This is a genomic window from Maledivibacter sp. (genome assembly GCA_025210375.1).
GTDB lineage: Bacteria > Bacillota > Clostridia > Peptostreptococcales > Caminicellaceae > JAOASB01.
In genome coordinates this window covers 107,129-125,877 of the sequence record JAOASB010000005.1, presented here as the reverse complement: position 1 = coordinate 125,877, position 18,749 = coordinate 107,129, and the positions used below count along the sequence as shown (strand labels likewise).

Here is an 18,749-nt window from a genome sequence, read left to right as displayed (position 1 = left end):
CTTGGCTAAACCTAATATGCGAATATCATCCTTGATTTAATTGCTTAAGATATAAGCATATTTGATGGTATGGCTTTGAAGAATTTTAGACTACATATGGTAGATAGTTTTTGTAGAAGGTAATTATGCAATTTGCTCACTAAATAATATTAATAATCTGGGTTTAATTTACTTCTAACATCTCCAATCATATATAACGAGCCGCAACAAACCACCATGTCCTTCTCCATAGATATTTCCAGTGATTTATCTACAGCCTCCCTTATATCTTCATACATAAGCACTTCTTTCCCAAAGCCTTCAATTTTTCCCTTTAGATCATCCAGTGAAATTGCCCTTGGGTTATTTGGTCTTGTTATAATAACTATATCGCATAATGGAACAATCTCATTTAATATTCCATCTACGTCCTTATCTCCTAATACTCCAATAACTCCTATTAACCTATCGTAATCAAATATCTCCTTTATTGACCTCTTTAAAGCCTTAGCTCCATGAATATTGTGGGCACCATCAATAATCACAGTAGGATTCTTTTTAATAACCTCAAGTCTACCAGGCCATTTTGTATTTTTAAGTCCATTTCTTATTGAGACTTCAGATATATTTATGTCATGATATTTTTGTAAGACTTTAATAGTCGTCAAAGCTACTACGGCATTATTAGCTTGATATTTCCCTAATAATCCTATTTCTAAATCATAAATGCCTTCATCATGTAAATCTAAATCAAATTTCATACCAAATTCATTATATTTATGGATTTTAATGGCTTGGGTAGGTGCTACTAATAACTTAGCTTTTCTTTCATTACAAACATTCCTTATGGTATCCATAGCTGCCTTATCCTGTGGATGGGCTACAACGAAGCTATTGTTCTTTATGATCCCTGATTTTTCATAGGCTATTTTATCAATGGTATCTCCTAAATACTGTATATGATCCAAAGCTATGGGAGTTATTACCGATACCAATGGATTTTCTATAACATTTGTTGAATCAAGTCTTCCTCCAAGTCCTACCTCCAAAACTACATAATCAACTTCCTTTAATTTGTAGTAAAGCATGGCAATTGCCGTTACTATCTCAAACTCTGTGGGATGACTTTTGCCTTCTTTAATCATAATGTCTACTTTCGATTTAACCATTTCAGTGATCTCAGCTAAATCATCCTCAGGTATATTCTCACCATTAATCCTTATTCTTTCCGTAAATTCTTCAAGATATGGAGAGGTAAACAAACCTACCTTATATCCTTCTTCTATAAGCACCCGGTTAATAAATGTTGAAGTTGATCCTTTCCCATTTGTCCCAGCAACATGAATAACCTTAAGGCTATTATGGGGATTACCCAAATGTTCAAGTAAGTCTCTAATATTTTCAAGCCCAAGCTTGCTCCCAAATCTATATGTACTATGTATATAATCCAAGGCTTCATTATAATTCAAATCCATTCCTCCCCTTTGAATCATCTATAATATGCCAAGCTTTAGCATATTTTGACCCCATCAACAATACTAGCCGAGCCATGGGCTCGGCTATGAATCTACTTCAACTTATTTTTGGTATACTCTAATCTTTCTAAAACTTTATCATACATTTCTTGATATTTGTCCTTTTTCTGCTTTTCTTCTTGTATTAATTTCTCCGGCGCCTTACTTACAAAGCCTTGATTAGATAGCTTTTTATTAACTCTCTCTAACTCTTTTTCAAGTTTAGTTTTTTCCTTTTCTAATCTATCAAGTTCTTTTTCAAAATCTACAAGATCGTCGAGGGGGATAAATATTTCTGCTCCATCAATAACCGTTGATACTGAATCCTCAGGAATATCTGATTTTTCCATCTTAATTACTACTTCCGAAGCACTTGCTAAGGTTATTAGATAACTCTTGTTTTCTTCAATGATTTTATAGATACTTTCATTAGCTACTACGATCACTTTTGCCTTTCTAGATGGTACAACATTCATTTCCGCTCTAATATTTCTAATATTTTTGATTGCATCCATTATCAGCTGCATTTTCTTTTCTTCTTCTGGTTTTATTTTCCCTTGATCTGCCTTAGGCCAATCGGATACTATCACATAATCTTTGCTGTTTGGTAAATGGCCCCATATCTCCTCAGTTATAAAGGGCATAAATGGATGAAGTAGCTTTAATAGATTTTCTAATACCTCAAGCAGTACATCCTGTGCAGTACGCTTTGAATTAAAATCATCACCATACAGTCTAGGTTTAACTAGTTCTATATACCAATCACAATATTCACTCCATATAAAATCATAAAGCTTGCTGGCTGCTATTCCAAGTTCAAATTTTTCTAAGTTTTTCGTCACCTCGTCTGCAACTGTGTTTACCCTTGATAATATCCATTTATCAGAAAGTGTTAATTTTCTTTCATATTCCTTATTTAATTCTTCTGAGTCCAGGTTCATTAATACAAATCTGGATGCATTCCAAAGCTTATTGGCAAAGTTTCTACAACTTTCTACCCTTTCCATATAAAATCTCATGTCATTACCTGGGCTATTACCCGTTGCAAGCATAAACCTTAATGCATCGGCACCATATGAATCTATTACTTCCAATGGATCTACACCATTTCCTAAGGATTTACTCATCTTTCTTCCTTGAGAGTCTCTAACTAAACCATGTACAAATACATTGTCGAATGGAACATTCTCCATTTGCTCTAAAGCTGAAAATACCATTCTAACAACCCAGAAGAATATGATATCGTATCCAGTCACCAAAACGTTTGTTGGATAGAAATACTTCAAATCCTCTGTTTCTTCTGGCCACCCCAATGTTGAAAACGGCCATAATGCTGAACTAAACCAAGTATCCAATACATCCTCATCTTGTCTAAGCTTAGATGAATCACATTTTGTACAATTATTAGGCTTATCCTTGCTAACAATTATTTCGCCACAATCGTCACAGTAATAAGCAGGTATTCTATGTCCCCACCATAGCTGTCTTGATATACACCAGTCCCTTATATTTTCTAACCAGTGAAGATACGTCTTGCTAAATCTTTCTGGTACAAATTTAAGATCCGATTTGCTAATAGCTTCAATAGCTGGCTTAGCTAACTCCTCCATCTTAACAAACCATTGATCTGAAAGCATAGGCTCAACTACAGTGTTACATCTATAACATGCCCCAACGTTATGATCATGCTCCTTAATTTTAACTAGATAGCCTTGCTCCTCTAAGTCCTTTACAAGGGCTTTTCTGCACTCATATCTGTCCATGCCTTCATACTTTCCAGCATTTTCATTCATGGTTGCATCTTCATTCATTACATTGATTTGTGGAAGATCATGTCTATTACCTACCTCAAAATCATTGGGGTCATGGGCAGGAGTTATTTTAACAGCTCCAGTTCCAAAATCCATCTCAACATACTCATCGGCTATCACAGGGATTTCTCTATTCACTATAGGTAATATAAGAGTTTTTCCGATTAGATGCTTATATCTATCATCTTCAGGATGAACAGCCACAGCTGTATCTCCAAGCATTGTTTCTGGTCTAGTAGTAGCAATTTCTATATATTCATCGCTGTCCTTTACAGGATAGTTAACATGCCAGAAAAAACCTTGCTTCTCATCATGCTCAACTTCAGCATCAGACAGTGTAGTTCTACAGTCAGGACACCAGTTTATAAGTCTATTACCCCTGTAAATATAACCCTTTTCGTATAATTTAACGAAAACCTCAGTTACTGCCTTATTACAGCCCTCATCCATGGTAAATCTCTCACGGGACCAGTCGCATGAGTTTCCAAGCTTCTTCATTTGCTCAACTATTCTGTTGCCATATTCCTCTTTCCAGTCCCAAGCTCTTCTTAAAAACTCATCTCTTCCTATTTCTTCCTTAGTTTTGCCTTCTTCTTTATATATCTTTTCAACAACCTTTACCTCAGTAGCTATACTTGCATGGTCTGTTCCTGGAAGCCATAGCGTAGCATAGCCCTGCATTCTTTTCCATCTAATAAGTACATCCTGTAATGTATGGTCCAAAGCATGACCCATGTGAAGCTGACCTGTAATATTTGGTGGAGGCAATACTATAGTATATGGCTCCTTCTTCGAATCAATTTCAGGTCTAAATAGATTATTCTCCATCCACGTATTGTATATTTTATCTTCAAATTCCTTAGGATTATATTTTGTTGCTAAATTTTCTTTTGTCATAATACCAACTCCTCATATTCTATTTTTGTTTGAATTGCTTTGGTATATTATATCTTGCCATTAGATACTCATCCACATATTTGCCATCTCGAACTGTAGCATATTTCTTCTTTCCTTCTACTTCAAAGCCAAGGGATTTGTATAAATTCATAGCCCTGTCATTACCCTCTAATACTCCTAATTCCACCCTAATTAGCATTAACCAATTATCTGATAAATCCAGCAAGCTTTCCATTAGCTTTCTTCCAATACCTTGTCCTTGATATTCCTTTCTTATGCTAATTGCAAGACTAGATGAATGTCTCTTTCTAGGATTCTTCATTACATTAAGTCCAGCAACACCTACTACCTTCCCTTGAACCTCTGCCACCAATAAGTGAGAAGCCCCATCAAGACTTTTCAAAAAATTCTCGCTGTTCATGACTGTTTCACTAAAAAGACCTAAAGTATTTTCTCTTACTCCATCTTGAACTCTCATCTCATTCAAATCAGTAGCATCACTCATTTTTACAGCCCTAATAGTAATATCCATCTATACACACCCCCTGTTTTAGTTCTAAGTTCCAGATTGCAAGTTGCAACTTGGATCTTGCAACTGTCCTAGAAGTTTTAATTGTTAAGGAAAATAAAAAAAGCCCCTTCGTCCTTAAAGGGACGAAAAGACCTAGTTCGCGGTACCACCCTATTTTTAGCATTTAAAAACTAACACTCAAAAATCTTTAACGGAATAACCCGACCAAATCTACTTACGTAAGCTTTCAAATTAGCATCTCAGAAGCTACCTTCAGAAACAATGATCATAGGGAACCTTCCAGCCTAAGGGTTTCCATCTCTAGATGTCTTGTTTTCCTACTCCTCTTCTTCACTGATTTTCAATATTTTTTGTAATTATTATACATACATAATCAATAAAAGTCAAGAACAACTATAGGGATTTTAGTATAGACTTTAACTTATACAAGTCCAAAATGCCTAGAACCATCCCATTCATCTTAATAATATTCATATTTCCCCATTTATCCTAATCAGAAGATTTTTTATGCAATTCTCTAAAGTTTTGGAAATATTTAATCAAAGCAAATAGGGCAAATATTATTGCAAAATATATTAACACTATACTATATGGTAGCTTAAAGGCCATATATAGGATAGCTATATAAAAAACTACTGTAGCCATTTTCCCAAATTTATTTGCTGGAATAACAACCTTATCCTTTCTGTAGTAAAGAAAAAGTCCTCCAATAATCATTAAAATCTCTTTAAGCCCAACAATAGTAATCACCCAAATAGGTAGATATCCCTTAATTGTAAAGCATATCAGCACAGTAAGAAGCATTAATTTATCCGCTAGAGGATCCATGGCTTGCCCCCATTTTGTGATTAGATCATACTTCCTAGCTAAATATCCATCTAAAACATCTGTAACTCCGGCTAAAATAAAAATATATGTTGCATACAGAACATTACTTTGACCTTCGTGAAAAAAGACATACACAAATAAAGGTACCAATAGAAATCTTATTGTAGTTAAAAAATTAGGCAGATTCATATTCTTCTCCTCAATATTATTTTCACCATTATTTTACATGCTTTTTTGATGAATTTCAATATTTTTCCTACTACTATTATATGTTATAAGTCTTCTAATGTACATATCATATCATCAACTATTAATGGTTTCCTTTATTTGAGATTTGCTTACTTCTGAAAATTACACAATTCTAACTTGGCAAAATTGCATAATACATGTGGTATGTCTTCGTAGATTCTAAAAAAATATATAGTAGATGGTTTTCATGAAAGGTAATTATGCAATTTGCTTACTTAACTAATTTAAATGAATACCTTCTTTCTAAATATGTTATCAATTCTTTAACCATATCATAATAGTTTTTGTTAAATACACTCCAATCCCTATGATAATTTGCAAAAATATATCTTTTTACACTTAAAGAAGGCATATATGGATTGCCAAGAAAATCTGTCTGATCCTTATATAAGCATAATCTTGTTATTCTTCCGGTCCCCGCGGTTAAATCATTAGGATCAATTCCCTTTTCCACAGCATCCCTATGAACCAATGCAAACCATGCATAGTTTTCTATTTCGCCTCTTATGTAACCGGATTTACAGCAATCTTTATCAATTTTTATATCGTAACTATAATTAGACATTCAAATCCCTCCAAAATGTCTTTACTAAAATGTCTATGAATCGTATATATATAATATTCTTCTCTTTAAATAAAAGCTTATTCATTGTAAAATTTTGCTATATATATAAAGTATTGAGGTATACAAAAAATAAACTAGCCAGATTACTATATCATCAAAGGGACGAGTAAAATGACTAGTTTATTTGAATGTGCCTAAACTGATTCATTGTAATTTCCTTATTCATATAGGGTTTATATAGTATATCTTACAGCTCCTACTTAAATTCCTATAGCTTTCATAGTTGAGAAAATTGCATAACTCTGACTTGGCAGAATTGCATATGCGAATATCATCCTATATTTAATTGCTTAAGATATAAGCATATTTGATGGTATAGCTATTGGGATTTTAGAACTACATATGGTAGATAGTTTTTGTAGAAGGTAATTATGCAATTTGCTCAGTTATAAAAAAAGAGTAAGTATTTTAACCTACTCTTTCAACATTATTTAGAAATTCTAATTTATTTCTTGTTAATTCATCATATAGCTTAGTGTCTATTTTTCCGCTTTCAAGCAATTCATCACAAAGCTTTATAAAGTTTTCCACGATTTCTACTAATTCTTCATACATTTTTCTACCTCCATATACAATCTACTTTAGGATTATATGCGAAATTACTACATGTTATACCACAAATTACTAAAATATTTTATTTAATACCTATAACAAGCTAAAAAAATGACAGAGTATAATAAACCCAGATTATTCATAGAAAATTTAAAATTCTACTTCGTCCTTTTGTTTCTAAGTCATTCATCAAATTCTTGACGTACCGTCTAGGTATGCCTTCAAATTTAATAAACGCCTTAGAAATCAAAACTACTCGCATATTTTTAAACTCTCCATGAATAATCTGGGTTAAAATCACTCTGTCATTATAGAAAACAATAATACTATTTAAAATTTTCCTGCATAAATTTTGGAAGACTAAAACAAGACCTAAGCACTTCAGAATTTATATATTTGGTATCTTTAGCAAGTTTATCCTTATCTGCATTTAATGGATCATCCTTAAATGATGCAAGGGTAAAACTCCACATACCCCCTGGATAACTTGGTACAACTGCCTTATAAGTTCTTACTATGGGAAAATGCTTTTTCAAAATATCCCTAGTCTTTTTTAATACATCCCTATGAAAAATCGGAGATTGACTCTGACATACCATTATGCCATCATCCTTTAGAGAATTTTTCAAGTTAACATAAAAATCTTCTGAAAAAAGAATCTCGGCTGGCCCAACGGGATCTGAAGAATCTACTATTGCTATGTCATAGGTTTTATTTTTATCTTTGATAAATTTGATTCCATCATCAAATACAAAATTAACCCTTTTATCCTTTGCACAATCACCGGAAATAGAAGGTAGATGTTCAATACATTCTTTAACTACTAACTCATCTATTTCGGCCATATCTATACTATTAATGCTTCTATACTTGATTAACTCATTAACTACTCCGCAATCTCCTCCACCTATTACTAATACATTCTTAGGATCTTCATGGGTAACTACGGGAATATGTGCAATCATCTCATTATATATGTATCCATCCAATTCCGTGGTCTGAATAACGCCATCTAAAACTAAGCAACGACCAAAATCATAGGAATCAACTATATTTACCTGCTGGAAAGGAGATTTTTTTGAAGAAATTATATCCTTGAGTCTATAATACAATTTCATATTATCTCTTTCATCCTCTACCAACCAAGTTTCTCCATTAATTTGTTTAAAAAAATCTTCCATAATGATTCATCCGATTATTGATTGAGAAAATTTCATAATTCTAACTTGTCTAAGTTGCATATAGGGATATCATACTTAATTTAACTATTTTTAGATATAGCTTTGCAGCTTTTTGACCTATATGTAGTAGTTATTTTTTCAAGAAAGTAATTATGGGATTTGCTCTATTAACCAGACTTTAATCACCACCTTTTGAATTTATAATTTATATTGTTTGCTTATAAAATAACACATACTCTATATTTTACTTTATTAACACACATAATTCCAATCGTTTTTGCTTATAAAAAAATAAAAGGCAAACACCTTTTACCTCAGATTGTTGACAAAGTCAACAAGATGGCAGGCTGCCTAACAATCCGAAGTTCGAGGCGTGCTGAAACCGAGAGGCCATAGCGTATACAGACATACGTAAGGGTTCTTGGTTGAAGCAACAACGAAGAAATTCGGGTTTTTAGGCAGCCTGTGGCAAACACCTTTTGCCTTTACTTTGTTTTAACGTAAAATTTTCCAATTCCTATATCCACATCAAGTTCAAGCTTCTTTTCAGCTTCATCATAATTTGGGGATACATAATAATCTCCTGTTTTTCTCCAGCCTAATCCCCCAATATTAGTATTTTTTATGCCTCCATCAAAATCAACTCGTACTCCCACATTCTCTGGTATAGTCATATCTAGATTTGATATTCCACCATCAATGTCAACCTTTGTATTACTTTGGTTATCTCCAAATATTAATTTAAGATTTGATACTCCCATATCTATATCCAGCTTTGATACCTTTAAATCGCTAAAATCTAGGGTACCATTTATGGCACCTGTATCTATATCTATATCCCATAAAACATTACTATTTAAATCAAAACCATAATCATAGGTTTTCTTTTTATTTAAATTGATAATATCCGTTTTCTGTTCAATATTTATATCTACTTTAGACTTGTCACTACCAATAAATTTAATATCTTTTTTCACCTTTGAATCAGGTACTTTTGCTATTATAAGCTTATCAGCTATTGAATTTATTCTTAGATTTCCTCCCCCTAATTGGAGCCTTAGTTTCCCGGCAGTAGTTTCTGGAATGTTTTCTTGGACAAAATTTGAATCTATATTAAAACTTGCATCATTTTTATATCCATATTCGCCATAAAAGCCAAATAAAATTACCGTTACTATGAATATACCCCATGTTATATACTTAATATAATTTTTAGACCTAGATACCATATTTATACCTATTACTATGAGCATCAATGGCCATAGTTTAAACATCACATCAAAAAGGGACCAGTTAATAACTCCAAAGCTACTCAGCAGCCAAAAGACACCTATACAGATTAATATTAAACCACCTTTACTTGATTTACCCTTCAAGCTAATTTCCCTCCCTTTTTCTAAGTATAATAAATACTCCAAGTATAATTAAAGCAACCGGCCATAGATTACCAAAATCAAACCAATAAACATATCTTCTCAGCAAGAACAGCGCTCCTAAACCAATAAGAATACCTCCTATAAGTACCCTATTCTTATCATTATCTCCTTTTTCCTGTTCATAATACTCCTCATACTTATTATAGTTTTTTGCTCCAACCACATATTCATCATCACTAGGTCCACTATTATATGCTGATTCTTCAGGAAACACTATAGCACATATTATATAAGCAACTATTCCGGATCCACCCATGAGGGTAAATATAAACCATAGTATCCTCACAATGGATGTATCAATTCCAAAATAATCAGCAAGCCCAGCACATACTCCTGCAAGGACTTTATCATTTCTTGAACGATATAATTTCTTTGACATTCTAACACTCCTTTACACATTATTCTTACCTTAGGAAATTGCATAACTCTTTCTTAGCACGATTATATAATATATATGGTCTAGTTTTTGTAGAAGGTAATTATGCAATTTGCTCACTTATTAATCCCTCTTAATATTGCATAGTTCTTGTATGAATCCCAGTCAATTAACCCATACCGAGTTAATTGACTGGGATTACAGTATAACATAAGCTATCTTGTTTTACAAGGTAGTGATTAAAACTTTTCCTTAAAAAAAGCTGTCTCAAGAGAATCCCTTGAGCTCAGCCCTAAAGTGCTTCTACCTGAATTAATTAATGATTCCCACCTTTGTCATTTGAAATCCTATATATATCTCTATTCAGTTGTTTATCATTTCCAATAAATACTATGGTATTATTTGAAACAATTCTACCAAGTTCTTCAACATCCCTATTATGCATTCTAATACAACCATTTGATACATGCTTGCCTATGCTTCTAGGATTATTGGTTCCATGAATACCGTACCATCTACCGCCTCCATAATCTAGTCCTAACCACATTGTCCCTAAAGGATTTTTAGGAGTCCCTCCTTCTATAGGATCTTTATGTCTTCCTCCACCCCAATATGGATCCTTAGTTTTCCCCTTTATTTTAAACTTTCCCTCTGGAGTAGCGTCTTTCTTTTTTCCCGTAGCTACAGAATATTTTTTGATAAGTTTTCTTCCCTTATAAAGCTTTAATAAATTGGCATCCTTATTAATAACTATCCAATAATCATTTGATAGAACTTTTTGTATTCTGGGCTCGCAATCAGGTAGTCTTATTTGCTTCTCCTTTAGTATATTATTCAAAGTATTAATTGTATACTTACCCGCAAATCCGTCAATCCTCAGATGATATCCTTGCTGAAAGGCTTTAACTGCTCTTTCTGTTTGTACGCTAAAGACTCGAGAATTCCTATTAGCTCCATAGCCTAAATAATATAATACTGTGTTCAATTCCTTAACGTCGGCACCAATACTATAAAGACCTAATGTTCGAAAAAAAGTCAATCTTTCTTTTTGATTCCTTACGGGATCATCATCTATGATTATCTCTCCAAGCTCTTCCTCCTCTCTAATTTTTTTTACTATATTGCCATTTTTAATTAGTCTATTAACAGAAATGACATTGCTATTACTTTCTTGCTGTAAAAATACCGAGGCCGTATTTAGATTTTTCATTATCTTAAGTGTACCTATAGAGATATTTACAAGAATGGCTATCATTATAGGATATAAAAATATACATTTCAAATCATACTTGTTTTTCATAAAATACCTCCTAAATTTATTATTTTAATTTAGAATGTATCTTATAATAAATATCTAGATGTAATATTTTCATTATTGTATTTATATTTAGATATTTTTCTATTAATTTGTACAATTTGTTTTTTTTTGAAAATTTGCGATCATAATATTTTATTCTTAAACTGAAACCCTATCTACCTCCCCCTATGTAGATTTAACTTCCTTAAGAAAAACTTAAGAATTTTATGAACCCTTTTGTAAGAAGTGAATGCTATTATCTTTATAGAGTTCATATTGAAAGGTTGTGATATAATATGTCTACAAAAAAAATTAGAGGTGATACGTTATGAACATACTTGTATGTGATGATGATAAGGAAATAGTTGAAGCCATAGAGATATATCTAAAGAATGAAGGCTATAACATTTTTAAGGCCCATAATGGATTAGAAGCATTAGAAATATTAGATAATACAGAAACTCATTTAATTATAATGGATATCATGATGCCTAAGATGGATGGTATGAAGGCTACAAATAAAATAAGAGAAACTAAAAATATCCCAGTTATAATGCTTTCTGCTAAATCCGAGGATATGGATAAAATCATGGGGCTAAATATAGGTGCCGATGACTATATTACAAAACCATTTAATCCACTAGAACTCACGGCTCGTGTTAAGTCTCAGCTCAGAAGATATACAACTCTTGGTAGCTTTACCCCTTTGACAGGAGTCTATAAAACCGGTGAACTAATAGTTAATGATGAAACTAAAGCAGTAACTGTGGACGGTGAATTAGTAAAACTGACACCTCTTGAGTATAAAATACTTAAGCTGCTAACAGAAAATTCCGGAAAGGTATTCTCAATAGATGAAATATATGAAAATGTTTGGAATGAACCTGCATATAACCCAGAAAATACAGTTGCCGTTCACATTAGAAGAATAAGAGAAAAAATAGAGATAAATCCAAAGCAACCAAAATATTTAAAGGTGGTGTGGGGAATTGGCTATAAAGTGGAGAATATTTAGTCATTCAATAATAACAAAACTTATTGTTTTTGTAATAGCTATAGCTTGCTTTTCTAGTGGTATAGCAATGTTTATAGATTTTATGGAGTCAACCAATGGTAATATAGATATAGTTTTTGAAGATAATTATTATCGTAGTTATGAATATATAGACGGACTAGACTCTTTAACTAATAATCTATCCAAATTAATTACAGTTTATAAAAGTAAAGATTATATATTATCTGGTAAAACCATTACTGGAGGAGAATTTGAAAAACAAAAAGAAATTCTTTTCTCAGAGTTTAAGGAAAATTCTAACAACTATAATCCTGATCGGTCTCTCGAAAAAAATTATGAAACATTTGAAAGATATGATGCTGATAAAATATTACAAAGCAAAAAGAAATTAATAGAAAAAGAATTAAAAGCATTTAATTCACATTTAAGAGAATTACAAAACTCAAATGAAATTTTATATTATGTAAGCGATGGTGAAAATGAATTTACCAATAGTCCAAGTAAATCTAAAGATTATTTCAAAAACCATCCTGCGTATATAGTATTTGATAAATCTGAAGAAATAGTATTTCCTGAGGAAGTTAAAAACAATCACAGGTACTATCGGATTACAAATGATACTGCACAATTAGAAGAGGGCATCCATACCATGTATATTGCCTTTGCCAAACAACCTTTGAATGACCGAATTAAAGAATGGGAAAAAAATAAAGCAAATACTACTGAAACCTTATATAAAATAGCAGGTTTATTAGCAGGCGTACTACTTGCTTTTATATACTTAATATTGGTTATTGGGAGAAAATCATTTAATGATAATAAGCTTCATTTGAATATCATTGATAGGCTATACAATGATATTAATATTGCCCTGTGCTTAGGTGTTATAGTATCATGGTTTGCCGCTATGGAATTTGTATTTATTAATGATATATATGAAATCATACTTCCTATAACAGCTATATTAGGCGCTTTTGGATTAATATTAGTTATATCATTAATTAAACAAATTAAAAATAGAACCCTTATTAAGCATACATTAATTTACAACATATTTAATAAACTATTTACATTGGTAAAGCAAATATTTAATAGCGGAAGCACTGGAATAAAGACTATATTAATAATGGTAGGTTATCCATTGATAACAGGCTTGGCTTCCTTTATGTTTGTACTATTTATAGATGATTTCATACCGGCTATGTTTATGTTCTTTGTATTTTTTACGACTATAGGTATAGCTACATGGATAACTCTAAAAAAAGTAAAGGATTTTAATTCAATAAAAGAAGGTGTGGAAAAAATAAAGAATGGGAATATTCATCATACAATAATGGTGTCTGAAAACGGAGAATTTGGTAAGCTTGCTTCTAATATAAATAGTATAGCCGATGGATTAAACAAAGCTGTTGCCAATGAACTTAAAAGTGAACGATTAAAGACAGAGCTTATTAGTAATGTATCCCATGATATAAGGACTCCCCTTACCTCTATAATAACCTATATAGATTTATTAAAAAAGGAGGGTCTAGCCTCCGAAAATGCGGATAGATACTTAGAGGTATTAGACCAGAAATCCATAAGACTAAAAACCTTGACCGATGATCTTTTTGAGGCCTCAAAGGCCTCCAGTGGCAATATTCCTGTTAATCTAGAAAAGATTGATATCATCTCTTTACTAAGCCAAGGTATGGGTGAATTAGATGATAAGCTAGCTTCTTCGGGACTAGACTTTAAGTTTAATTACCCAAGTGAAAAGGTATTTGTTAAGGCAGATGGAAAACTTTTATGGCGTGTAATAGAAAATCTAATGTTTAATATTTTTAAATATGCCCTTAAAAACTCTAGGGTTTACATTGATGTGATTGACTCAGATAATACTGCAAACATTATTATCAAAAATATATCATCCTATGAACTCAACATAGATGCAAATGAGCTTATGGAGCGATTTAAACGCGGCGATGAATCTAGAAATAGCGAAGGCAGTGGACTAGGGTTATCAATTGCTAGAAGCCTTGTAGAACTTCAGAATGGTAAATTCAATATAGAAATTGATGGAGACCTATTTAAGGCTATTATCATTCTGCCAAAATAAAAGCTCAGAGTCATAAAGTTGCTGGACTTTTGGTTAGATTTCTCTATGAGATATAAATGCGTCCTCTTAAGGACGCATTTATATTTTTAAGTTCTATAAAATCATCAAGTCTCTAGGAGTTTTTGTTAATATCTCATATCCATCTTCTGTAACTAGTATTACATCCTCAATTCTAACTCCACCCCAACCGGGGATATATATTCCAGGTTCAACTGTGAGGACATTGTTCTTCACTAAAATGTTTTTTGATGATTTACATAAAAAAGGTTCTTCATATAAGAATAAGCCTATTCCATGGCCCATTTTTTTATAATGATACTTAAGGTATCCCGCTTCCTCTAAAACTTTTTTTGACGCATAATATGGTTCCTTAGCAAGTACTCCACCCTTTATCCCTTTTATAGCCTCCATTTGGGCTTTTTGTACTACTGAATAAATTTCCTCCTGCCTTTCAGTGGGTTCCCCTACTACAACAGTTCTTGAAAAGTCCACTAAATAACCTTTATATCTTGCTCCAATATTAATTAGGACAAAATCTCCATATTCAATTTTTTTATCGGTAGGTAAGGCCACTATAAGGGACGAGCGTTTCCCAGAAAGGAAAACTGTTTCACTTGTTTTAGGATCTCCACCTTCAATTCTAAGATAATAATTTGCTTTTGCCACAAGCTCTTTTTCAGATATTCCTACTTTAATATCATTCAATATATTATTATATGCCCGCTCAGTAATATCACAGGCTTGTCTTAAATAGGATATTTCTTCTGGTGTTTTTATGACTCTCAATTGCTCAACTAGTCCAATTACTGGAGTTATCTCAGCTTTTATAATATCATACAGTTCGGTAAATTGTTTGTATGTAATATATTCCGCCTCAAATCCCAATCTATTTACTTTGTCTTTTATTACAATATCATTAATTGTTTCAGTTAGCCCTCTGCCATCTTCATTCCAAACTAAAATTTCAAAGCCTAAGCATTCCATAGCTGCAAGTTCTTTATATCTTCCATCTATTATAAGATATTGTCCTCTTTTCGTAATGACTGCATAAACATGTTCTTCTCTATATCCAGTAATATATTGTACATTAGATGGATTACTAATAAAGAAACCATCGATATACTCTTCCTTCATCATAGAAATCAGTTCATCTATCATCTTTTCACTCCCAATAGATTTATCCCCAATCAAAGCTACCTATATGTGAATTTCATTCCTAATTTTCCCTAAATTATAATTGAGGAAATTGCATAACTATTACTCCGATAGCCCTAATATGCAAATATTATCCTTGATTTAATTACTTAAGATATAAGCATATTTGATGGTACAGCTTTGAGGATTTTAGAACTACATGTAGTAAATATTTTTTATAGAAGGTAATTATGCAATTTGCTCAATTAATACAAATGACATGCTACGGTATGTCCATTTTCGAAATGTTTAGTTATAGGTTTTTCTTTTTTACAAATAGGTTTAGCAAAACAACATCTTTCCACAAATCTACAACAGTCCTTAGGATTTATTGGACTTGGAATTTCTCCCTTTAATATTATCCGGCTACTATTCCTTGATATATTCGGATCAGCCACAGGTATGGAAGAAAGTAGTGCTTTTGTGTATGGATGCATTGGATTCTTATATAAATCTTCTGATTTTCCTTGTTCCACAATTGTACCCAAGTACATTACAATTACTCTATCTGATATATATTTAACTACACTTAAATCATGGGCAATAAATAAATATGTCAAATTCATATTTTCCTGAAATTTTTTTAACATATTGATAACCTGGGCTTGTATGGATACATCTAATGCAGATATCGGTTCATCACATACAATAAACTTAGGATTAACTGATAATGCCCTTGCTATACCAATTCTTTGTCTCTGCCCTCCACTAAATTCATGGGAAAATCTTGACATATGCTCTTTATTTAATCCTACCATCTTTAACAGTTCTTCTATTCTATTTATTTTCTCCTTTTCCTTTAATTTAGAATGTAATCCTATTCCTTCTCCAATTATATCCCTTACAGTCATTCTTGGATTCAAAGAAGAATATGGATTTTGAAAAATCATTTGTACATCTTTGCAAAAGTTAAGCTTTTCCTTTCTTGAATAGCTAAATATCTCCTTATCCTCAAAATATATTTCTCCTGATGTAATATCATGTAGCTTCACTAGACATCTTCCAGTAGTAGATTTACCACAACCACTTTCCCCTACTAATCCAACGGTTTCGCCCTCAAATATTTCAAAGGATATATCATCTACTGCTTTTAATGTTTCCGTACTACTTACTTTAAAATACTTTTTCAAGTTATTAACCTTGACTAATGTTTTTTTTCCCATAAGCATCTTTTCACCCTATTCCATCGTAGTATTATTGACTTTTCTCCCTAAGACTACTTTAGGAGCATATTCATGTTGAAGCCAGCACATTGTTTTATGCTTGTCTGTTATTTCGTATTCCCTTGGCAGCTGTTCATAACATATCTCCATAGCATATTCACAGCGTGGGGCAAAAGGACATCCTATAGGAGGCGAAAATAAATCCGGAGGAGTGCCCTCTATGGGTTTCAAAACATAATCTCTTTCGATATTAAGCCCAGCAATAGAATTTAATAATCCCGACGTATAGGGATGCTTTGTATTATAAAATATATCATCTAATTCCCCAGACTCAACTATTTTGCCTCCATACATAACCAAAACTCTATCACATAAGCTTGCTATGACTCCTAAATCATGGGTAATAATAATTACAGATGTATTTAATTTACTTTGTAAATCCCTTAATAAATCTAAAATTTGTGCCTCTATTGTTACATCTAAGGAGGTTGTGGGTTCATCGGCGATAATTAGACTGGGCCGACCTATCAATGCTATGGCTATCATTACCCTTTGTTTCATACCTCCACTTAATTCGTGGGGGTATTGATCATATCTTTTTTCGCAGTCTGATATGCCTACCAATTTAAGGGTTTCCAAAGCTTTATCCTTAAGATCTTTTTTGGTATACAGGTTTCTTTCCACAAATACTTCTTCTATTTGCTTACCTATTTTCATAGTGGGGTTCAAAGATGTCATAGGATCTTGGAATATAAATCCTATTTCCAGCCCCCTAATTGCTTTCATTTCCTTTTCTGATTTTGTGATTACTTCTTCATCTTTATATCTTATGGAGCCCTTCTTAAAGAACCCTGGTGGCTCGGGATTAAGTTTCAATATACATTGGGATGTTACACTCTTCCCACATCCTGATTCCCCTACTATACCTACTATTTCCCCTTCTTCTACATTAAAGGAAACTCCTCTTACTGCTTTAACTTCCCCACCATAAGTATTGAATGAAAATTCTAGATCTGTAACTTCCAATATATTAGTCATTAAACTCACGTCCTTATAAAATTTCTAATTTTATAATCCTCTTAACTTGGGGTCAAAGGCATCCCTTAGTCCATCTCCTAGCAAATTAAGAGCAAGCATTGTCGTACTTATAAAAAAAGCAGGTATGAATAATTGATATGGATAAACCTTAAATAATCGTGCCCCTGCCTTTGCCAATTGTCCCCAACTACATTCTGGGGGCTGTATTCCAAGTCCAATATAACTTAGAAAAGCTTCTGAAAATATTGCATTAGGTACTGACATTGTCCAATTTGTTATTATTAATCCCATGATATTAGGAACAATATGTTTATATATTATAGTAAAATCCGACACCCCTAAAATTTTTGCCGCGGCCACATAATCTTGTTCCCTTATCCTTATTACTTCCCCTCTAATAAATCTAGCTGTACCTATCCATCCTACTATTATCATGGCTATTATCAACGGCATAACCCCTGCCCCTAATACAACCATAACTAAAATTGCAACGATTATATATGGAATACCATATAATACATCAATAATCCTCATGATGACCATATCAATTTTACCGCCGTAATATCCCGACAGGCCTCCCACCAGCACTCCTAAAAAGGAATTTATTAACGTTGCAGTAAACCCTATCATAAGGGATACCCGGGCCCCATTCCATATTCTAGCCCATAAATCTCTTCCCAGTGAATCCGTTCCAAACCAATGTTTTTGAGACATAGTTAAATTAGTTTCTTGAGCATTTGTAGTAGTATACTTATAATCTACCATGTATGGACCTGCAATAGCTAAAACAATATATATAATTATTATCATTAATCCAGTAAAAGCCACTTTATTTTTCTTTATTCTTCTCCATACATCCTTCCAGTAAGTTAAGTTTGGTCTTGATATCTCTTCCATTTTCTCATTGTTTTTTCCTACAACTCTAAACTTTGTTTCATCTACAGTTTTATAAGTATCCATATGT

General features: G+C 32.5%; 16 protein-coding genes and 1 other annotated feature. Of the genes, 2 read left to right on the top strand and 14 right to left on the bottom strand.

Annotated elements, in window-relative coordinates:
• Positions 1-149: 149 nt before the first annotated feature.
• The 10 genes from N4A68_02160 to N4A68_02115 form a co-directional block, all read right to left on the bottom strand.
• Positions 150-1,448 carry a bifunctional folylpolyglutamate synthase/dihydrofolate synthase gene (locus N4A68_02160; protein ID MCT4563125.1) on the bottom strand — a complete coding sequence of 433 codons (1,299 nt, stop codon included), beginning with the start codon at positions 1,446-1,448 and terminating at the stop codon, positions 150-152.
• A 98-nt stretch (positions 1,449-1,546) separates the two neighbouring features.
• Entirely contained in the window at positions 1,547-4,201 is a 2,655-nt protein-coding gene (locus tag N4A68_02155) for a valine--tRNA ligase (GenBank protein MCT4563124.1), read from the bottom strand.
• A 19-nt stretch (positions 4,202-4,220) separates the two neighbouring features.
• Positions 4,221-4,733 carry a GNAT family N-acetyltransferase gene (locus N4A68_02150; GenBank protein ID MCT4563123.1) on the bottom strand — a complete coding sequence of 171 codons (513 nt, stop codon included), beginning with the start codon at positions 4,731-4,733 and terminating at the stop codon, positions 4,221-4,223.
• A 115-nt stretch (positions 4,734-4,848) separates the two neighbouring features.
• Positions 4,849-5,076 (bottom strand) — a binding site (T-box leader).
• Positions 5,077-5,222: 146 nt separating this feature from the next.
• Complete coding sequence (pgsA, locus tag N4A68_02145; protein ID MCT4563122.1) at positions 5,223-5,750, bottom strand: CDP-diacylglycerol--glycerol-3-phosphate 3-phosphatidyltransferase; 528 nt, start codon at positions 5,748-5,750, stop codon at positions 5,223-5,225.
• A 271-nt stretch (positions 5,751-6,021) separates the two neighbouring features.
• Complete coding sequence (locus N4A68_02140; GenBank protein MCT4563121.1) at positions 6,022-6,375, bottom strand: hypothetical protein; 354 nt, start codon at positions 6,373-6,375, stop codon at positions 6,022-6,024.
• Between the two features lie 468 nt (positions 6,376-6,843).
• The gene (locus N4A68_02135) at positions 6,844-6,990 is read right to left on the bottom strand and encodes a hypothetical protein (GenBank protein MCT4563120.1); all 147 of its coding nucleotides are present in this window, start codon (positions 6,988-6,990) and stop codon (positions 6,844-6,846) included.
• Positions 6,991-7,313: 323 nt separating this feature from the next.
• Positions 7,314-8,168, bottom strand: coding sequence for a polyamine aminopropyltransferase (gene speE / locus N4A68_02130; protein MCT4563119.1), 855 nt, complete (start codon positions 8,166-8,168; stop codon positions 7,314-7,316).
• A 485-nt stretch (positions 8,169-8,653) separates the two neighbouring features.
• Positions 8,654-9,544: a cell wall-active antibiotics response protein gene (locus N4A68_02125; protein ID MCT4563118.1), complete on the bottom strand. Its 891-nt coding sequence runs from the start codon at positions 9,542-9,544 to the stop codon at positions 8,654-8,656.
• Between the two features lies 1 nt (position 9,545).
• Positions 9,546-9,983: a PspC domain-containing protein gene (locus N4A68_02120; protein ID MCT4563117.1), complete on the bottom strand. Its 438-nt coding sequence runs from the start codon at positions 9,981-9,983 to the stop codon at positions 9,546-9,548.
• Positions 9,984-10,296: 313 nt separating this feature from the next.
• Positions 10,297-11,280 carry a L,D-transpeptidase family protein gene (locus N4A68_02115; GenBank protein ID MCT4563116.1) on the bottom strand — a complete coding sequence of 328 codons (984 nt, stop codon included), beginning with the start codon at positions 11,278-11,280 and terminating at the stop codon, positions 10,297-10,299.
• A 325-nt stretch (positions 11,281-11,605) separates the two neighbouring features.
• Here N4A68_02115 and N4A68_02110 point away from each other — a divergent pair, with 325 nt between their 5' ends.
• Together N4A68_02110 and N4A68_02105 are read left to right on the top strand one after the other, a co-directional pair.
• On the top strand, positions 11,606-12,292 hold the full coding sequence (locus tag N4A68_02110) for a response regulator transcription factor (GenBank protein ID MCT4563115.1): 687 nt from the start codon (positions 11,606-11,608) through the stop codon (positions 12,290-12,292).
• The gene (locus tag N4A68_02105) at positions 12,267-14,390 is read left to right on the top strand and encodes a sensor histidine kinase (GenBank protein ID MCT4563114.1); all 2,124 of its coding nucleotides are present in this window, start codon (positions 12,267-12,269) and stop codon (positions 14,388-14,390) included. The genes N4A68_02110 and N4A68_02105 overlap by 26 nt, the downstream gene beginning before the upstream one ends.
• A gap of 93 nt (positions 14,391-14,483) precedes the next feature.
• On the opposite strand, the gene N4A68_02100 is transcribed toward N4A68_02105, so the two are convergent.
• The 4 genes from N4A68_02100 to N4A68_02085 form a co-directional block, all read right to left on the bottom strand.
• A complete protein-coding gene (locus tag N4A68_02100) occupies positions 14,484-15,548 on the bottom strand; it encodes a Xaa-Pro peptidase family protein (protein MCT4563113.1) in 1,065 nt (354 codons plus the stop codon).
• Between the two features lie 242 nt (positions 15,549-15,790).
• On the bottom strand, positions 15,791-16,747 hold the full coding sequence (locus tag N4A68_02095; protein ID MCT4563112.1) for an ABC transporter ATP-binding protein: 957 nt from the start codon (positions 16,745-16,747) through the stop codon (positions 15,791-15,793).
• 15 nt (positions 16,748-16,762) lie between these two features.
• Complete coding sequence (locus tag N4A68_02090; GenBank protein MCT4563111.1) at positions 16,763-17,785, bottom strand: ABC transporter ATP-binding protein; 1,023 nt, start codon at positions 17,783-17,785, stop codon at positions 16,763-16,765.
• Between the two features lie 30 nt (positions 17,786-17,815).
• Positions 17,816-18,745, bottom strand: coding sequence for an ABC transporter permease (locus tag N4A68_02085; GenBank protein ID MCT4563110.1), 930 nt, complete (start codon positions 18,743-18,745; stop codon positions 17,816-17,818).
• Positions 18,746-18,749 lie beyond the last annotated feature (4 nt).

What these genes read in the sequence shown, in the direction of transcription:
- N4A68_02155 (MCT4563124.1), bottom strand. Translation starts at nt 4,201, where the DNA reads ATGACAAAAGAAAATTTAGCAACAAAATATAATCCTAAGGAATTTGAA.
- N4A68_02135 (MCT4563120.1), bottom strand. Translation starts at nt 6,990, where the DNA reads ATGTATGAAGAATTAGTAGAAATCGTGGAAAACTTTATAAAGCTTTGT.
- N4A68_02120 (MCT4563117.1), bottom strand. Translation starts at nt 9,983, where the DNA reads ATGTCAAAGAAATTATATCGTTCAAGAAATGATAAAGTCCTTGCAGGA.
- N4A68_02095 (MCT4563112.1), bottom strand. Translation starts at nt 16,747, where the DNA reads ATGGGAAAAAAAACATTAGTCAAGGTTAATAACTTGAAAAAGTATTTT.
- N4A68_02085 (MCT4563110.1), bottom strand. Translation starts at nt 18,745, where the DNA reads ATGGATACTTATAAAACTGTAGATGAAACAAAGTTTAGAGTTGTAGGA.
- N4A68_02110 (MCT4563115.1), top strand. Translation starts at nt 11,606, where the DNA reads ATGAACATACTTGTATGTGATGATGATAAGGAAATAGTTGAAGCCATA.
- pgsA (MCT4563122.1), bottom strand. Translation starts at nt 5,750, where the DNA reads ATGAATCTGCCTAATTTTTTAACTACAATAAGATTTCTATTGGTACCT.
- speE (MCT4563119.1), bottom strand. Translation starts at nt 8,168, where the DNA reads ATGGAAGATTTTTTTAAACAAATTAATGGAGAAACTTGGTTGGTAGAG.
- N4A68_02115 (MCT4563116.1), bottom strand. Translation starts at nt 11,280, where the DNA reads ATGAAAAACAAGTATGATTTGAAATGTATATTTTTATATCCTATAATG.
- N4A68_02140 (MCT4563121.1), bottom strand. Translation starts at nt 6,375, where the DNA reads ATGTCTAATTATAGTTACGATATAAAAATTGATAAAGATTGCTGTAAA.
- N4A68_02150 (MCT4563123.1), bottom strand. Translation starts at nt 4,733, where the DNA reads ATGGATATTACTATTAGGGCTGTAAAAATGAGTGATGCTACTGATTTG.
- N4A68_02090 (MCT4563111.1), bottom strand. Translation starts at nt 17,785, where the DNA reads ATGACTAATATATTGGAAGTTACAGATCTAGAATTTTCATTCAATACT.
- N4A68_02100 (MCT4563113.1), bottom strand. Translation starts at nt 15,548, where the DNA reads ATGATAGATGAACTGATTTCTATGATGAAGGAAGAGTATATCGATGGT.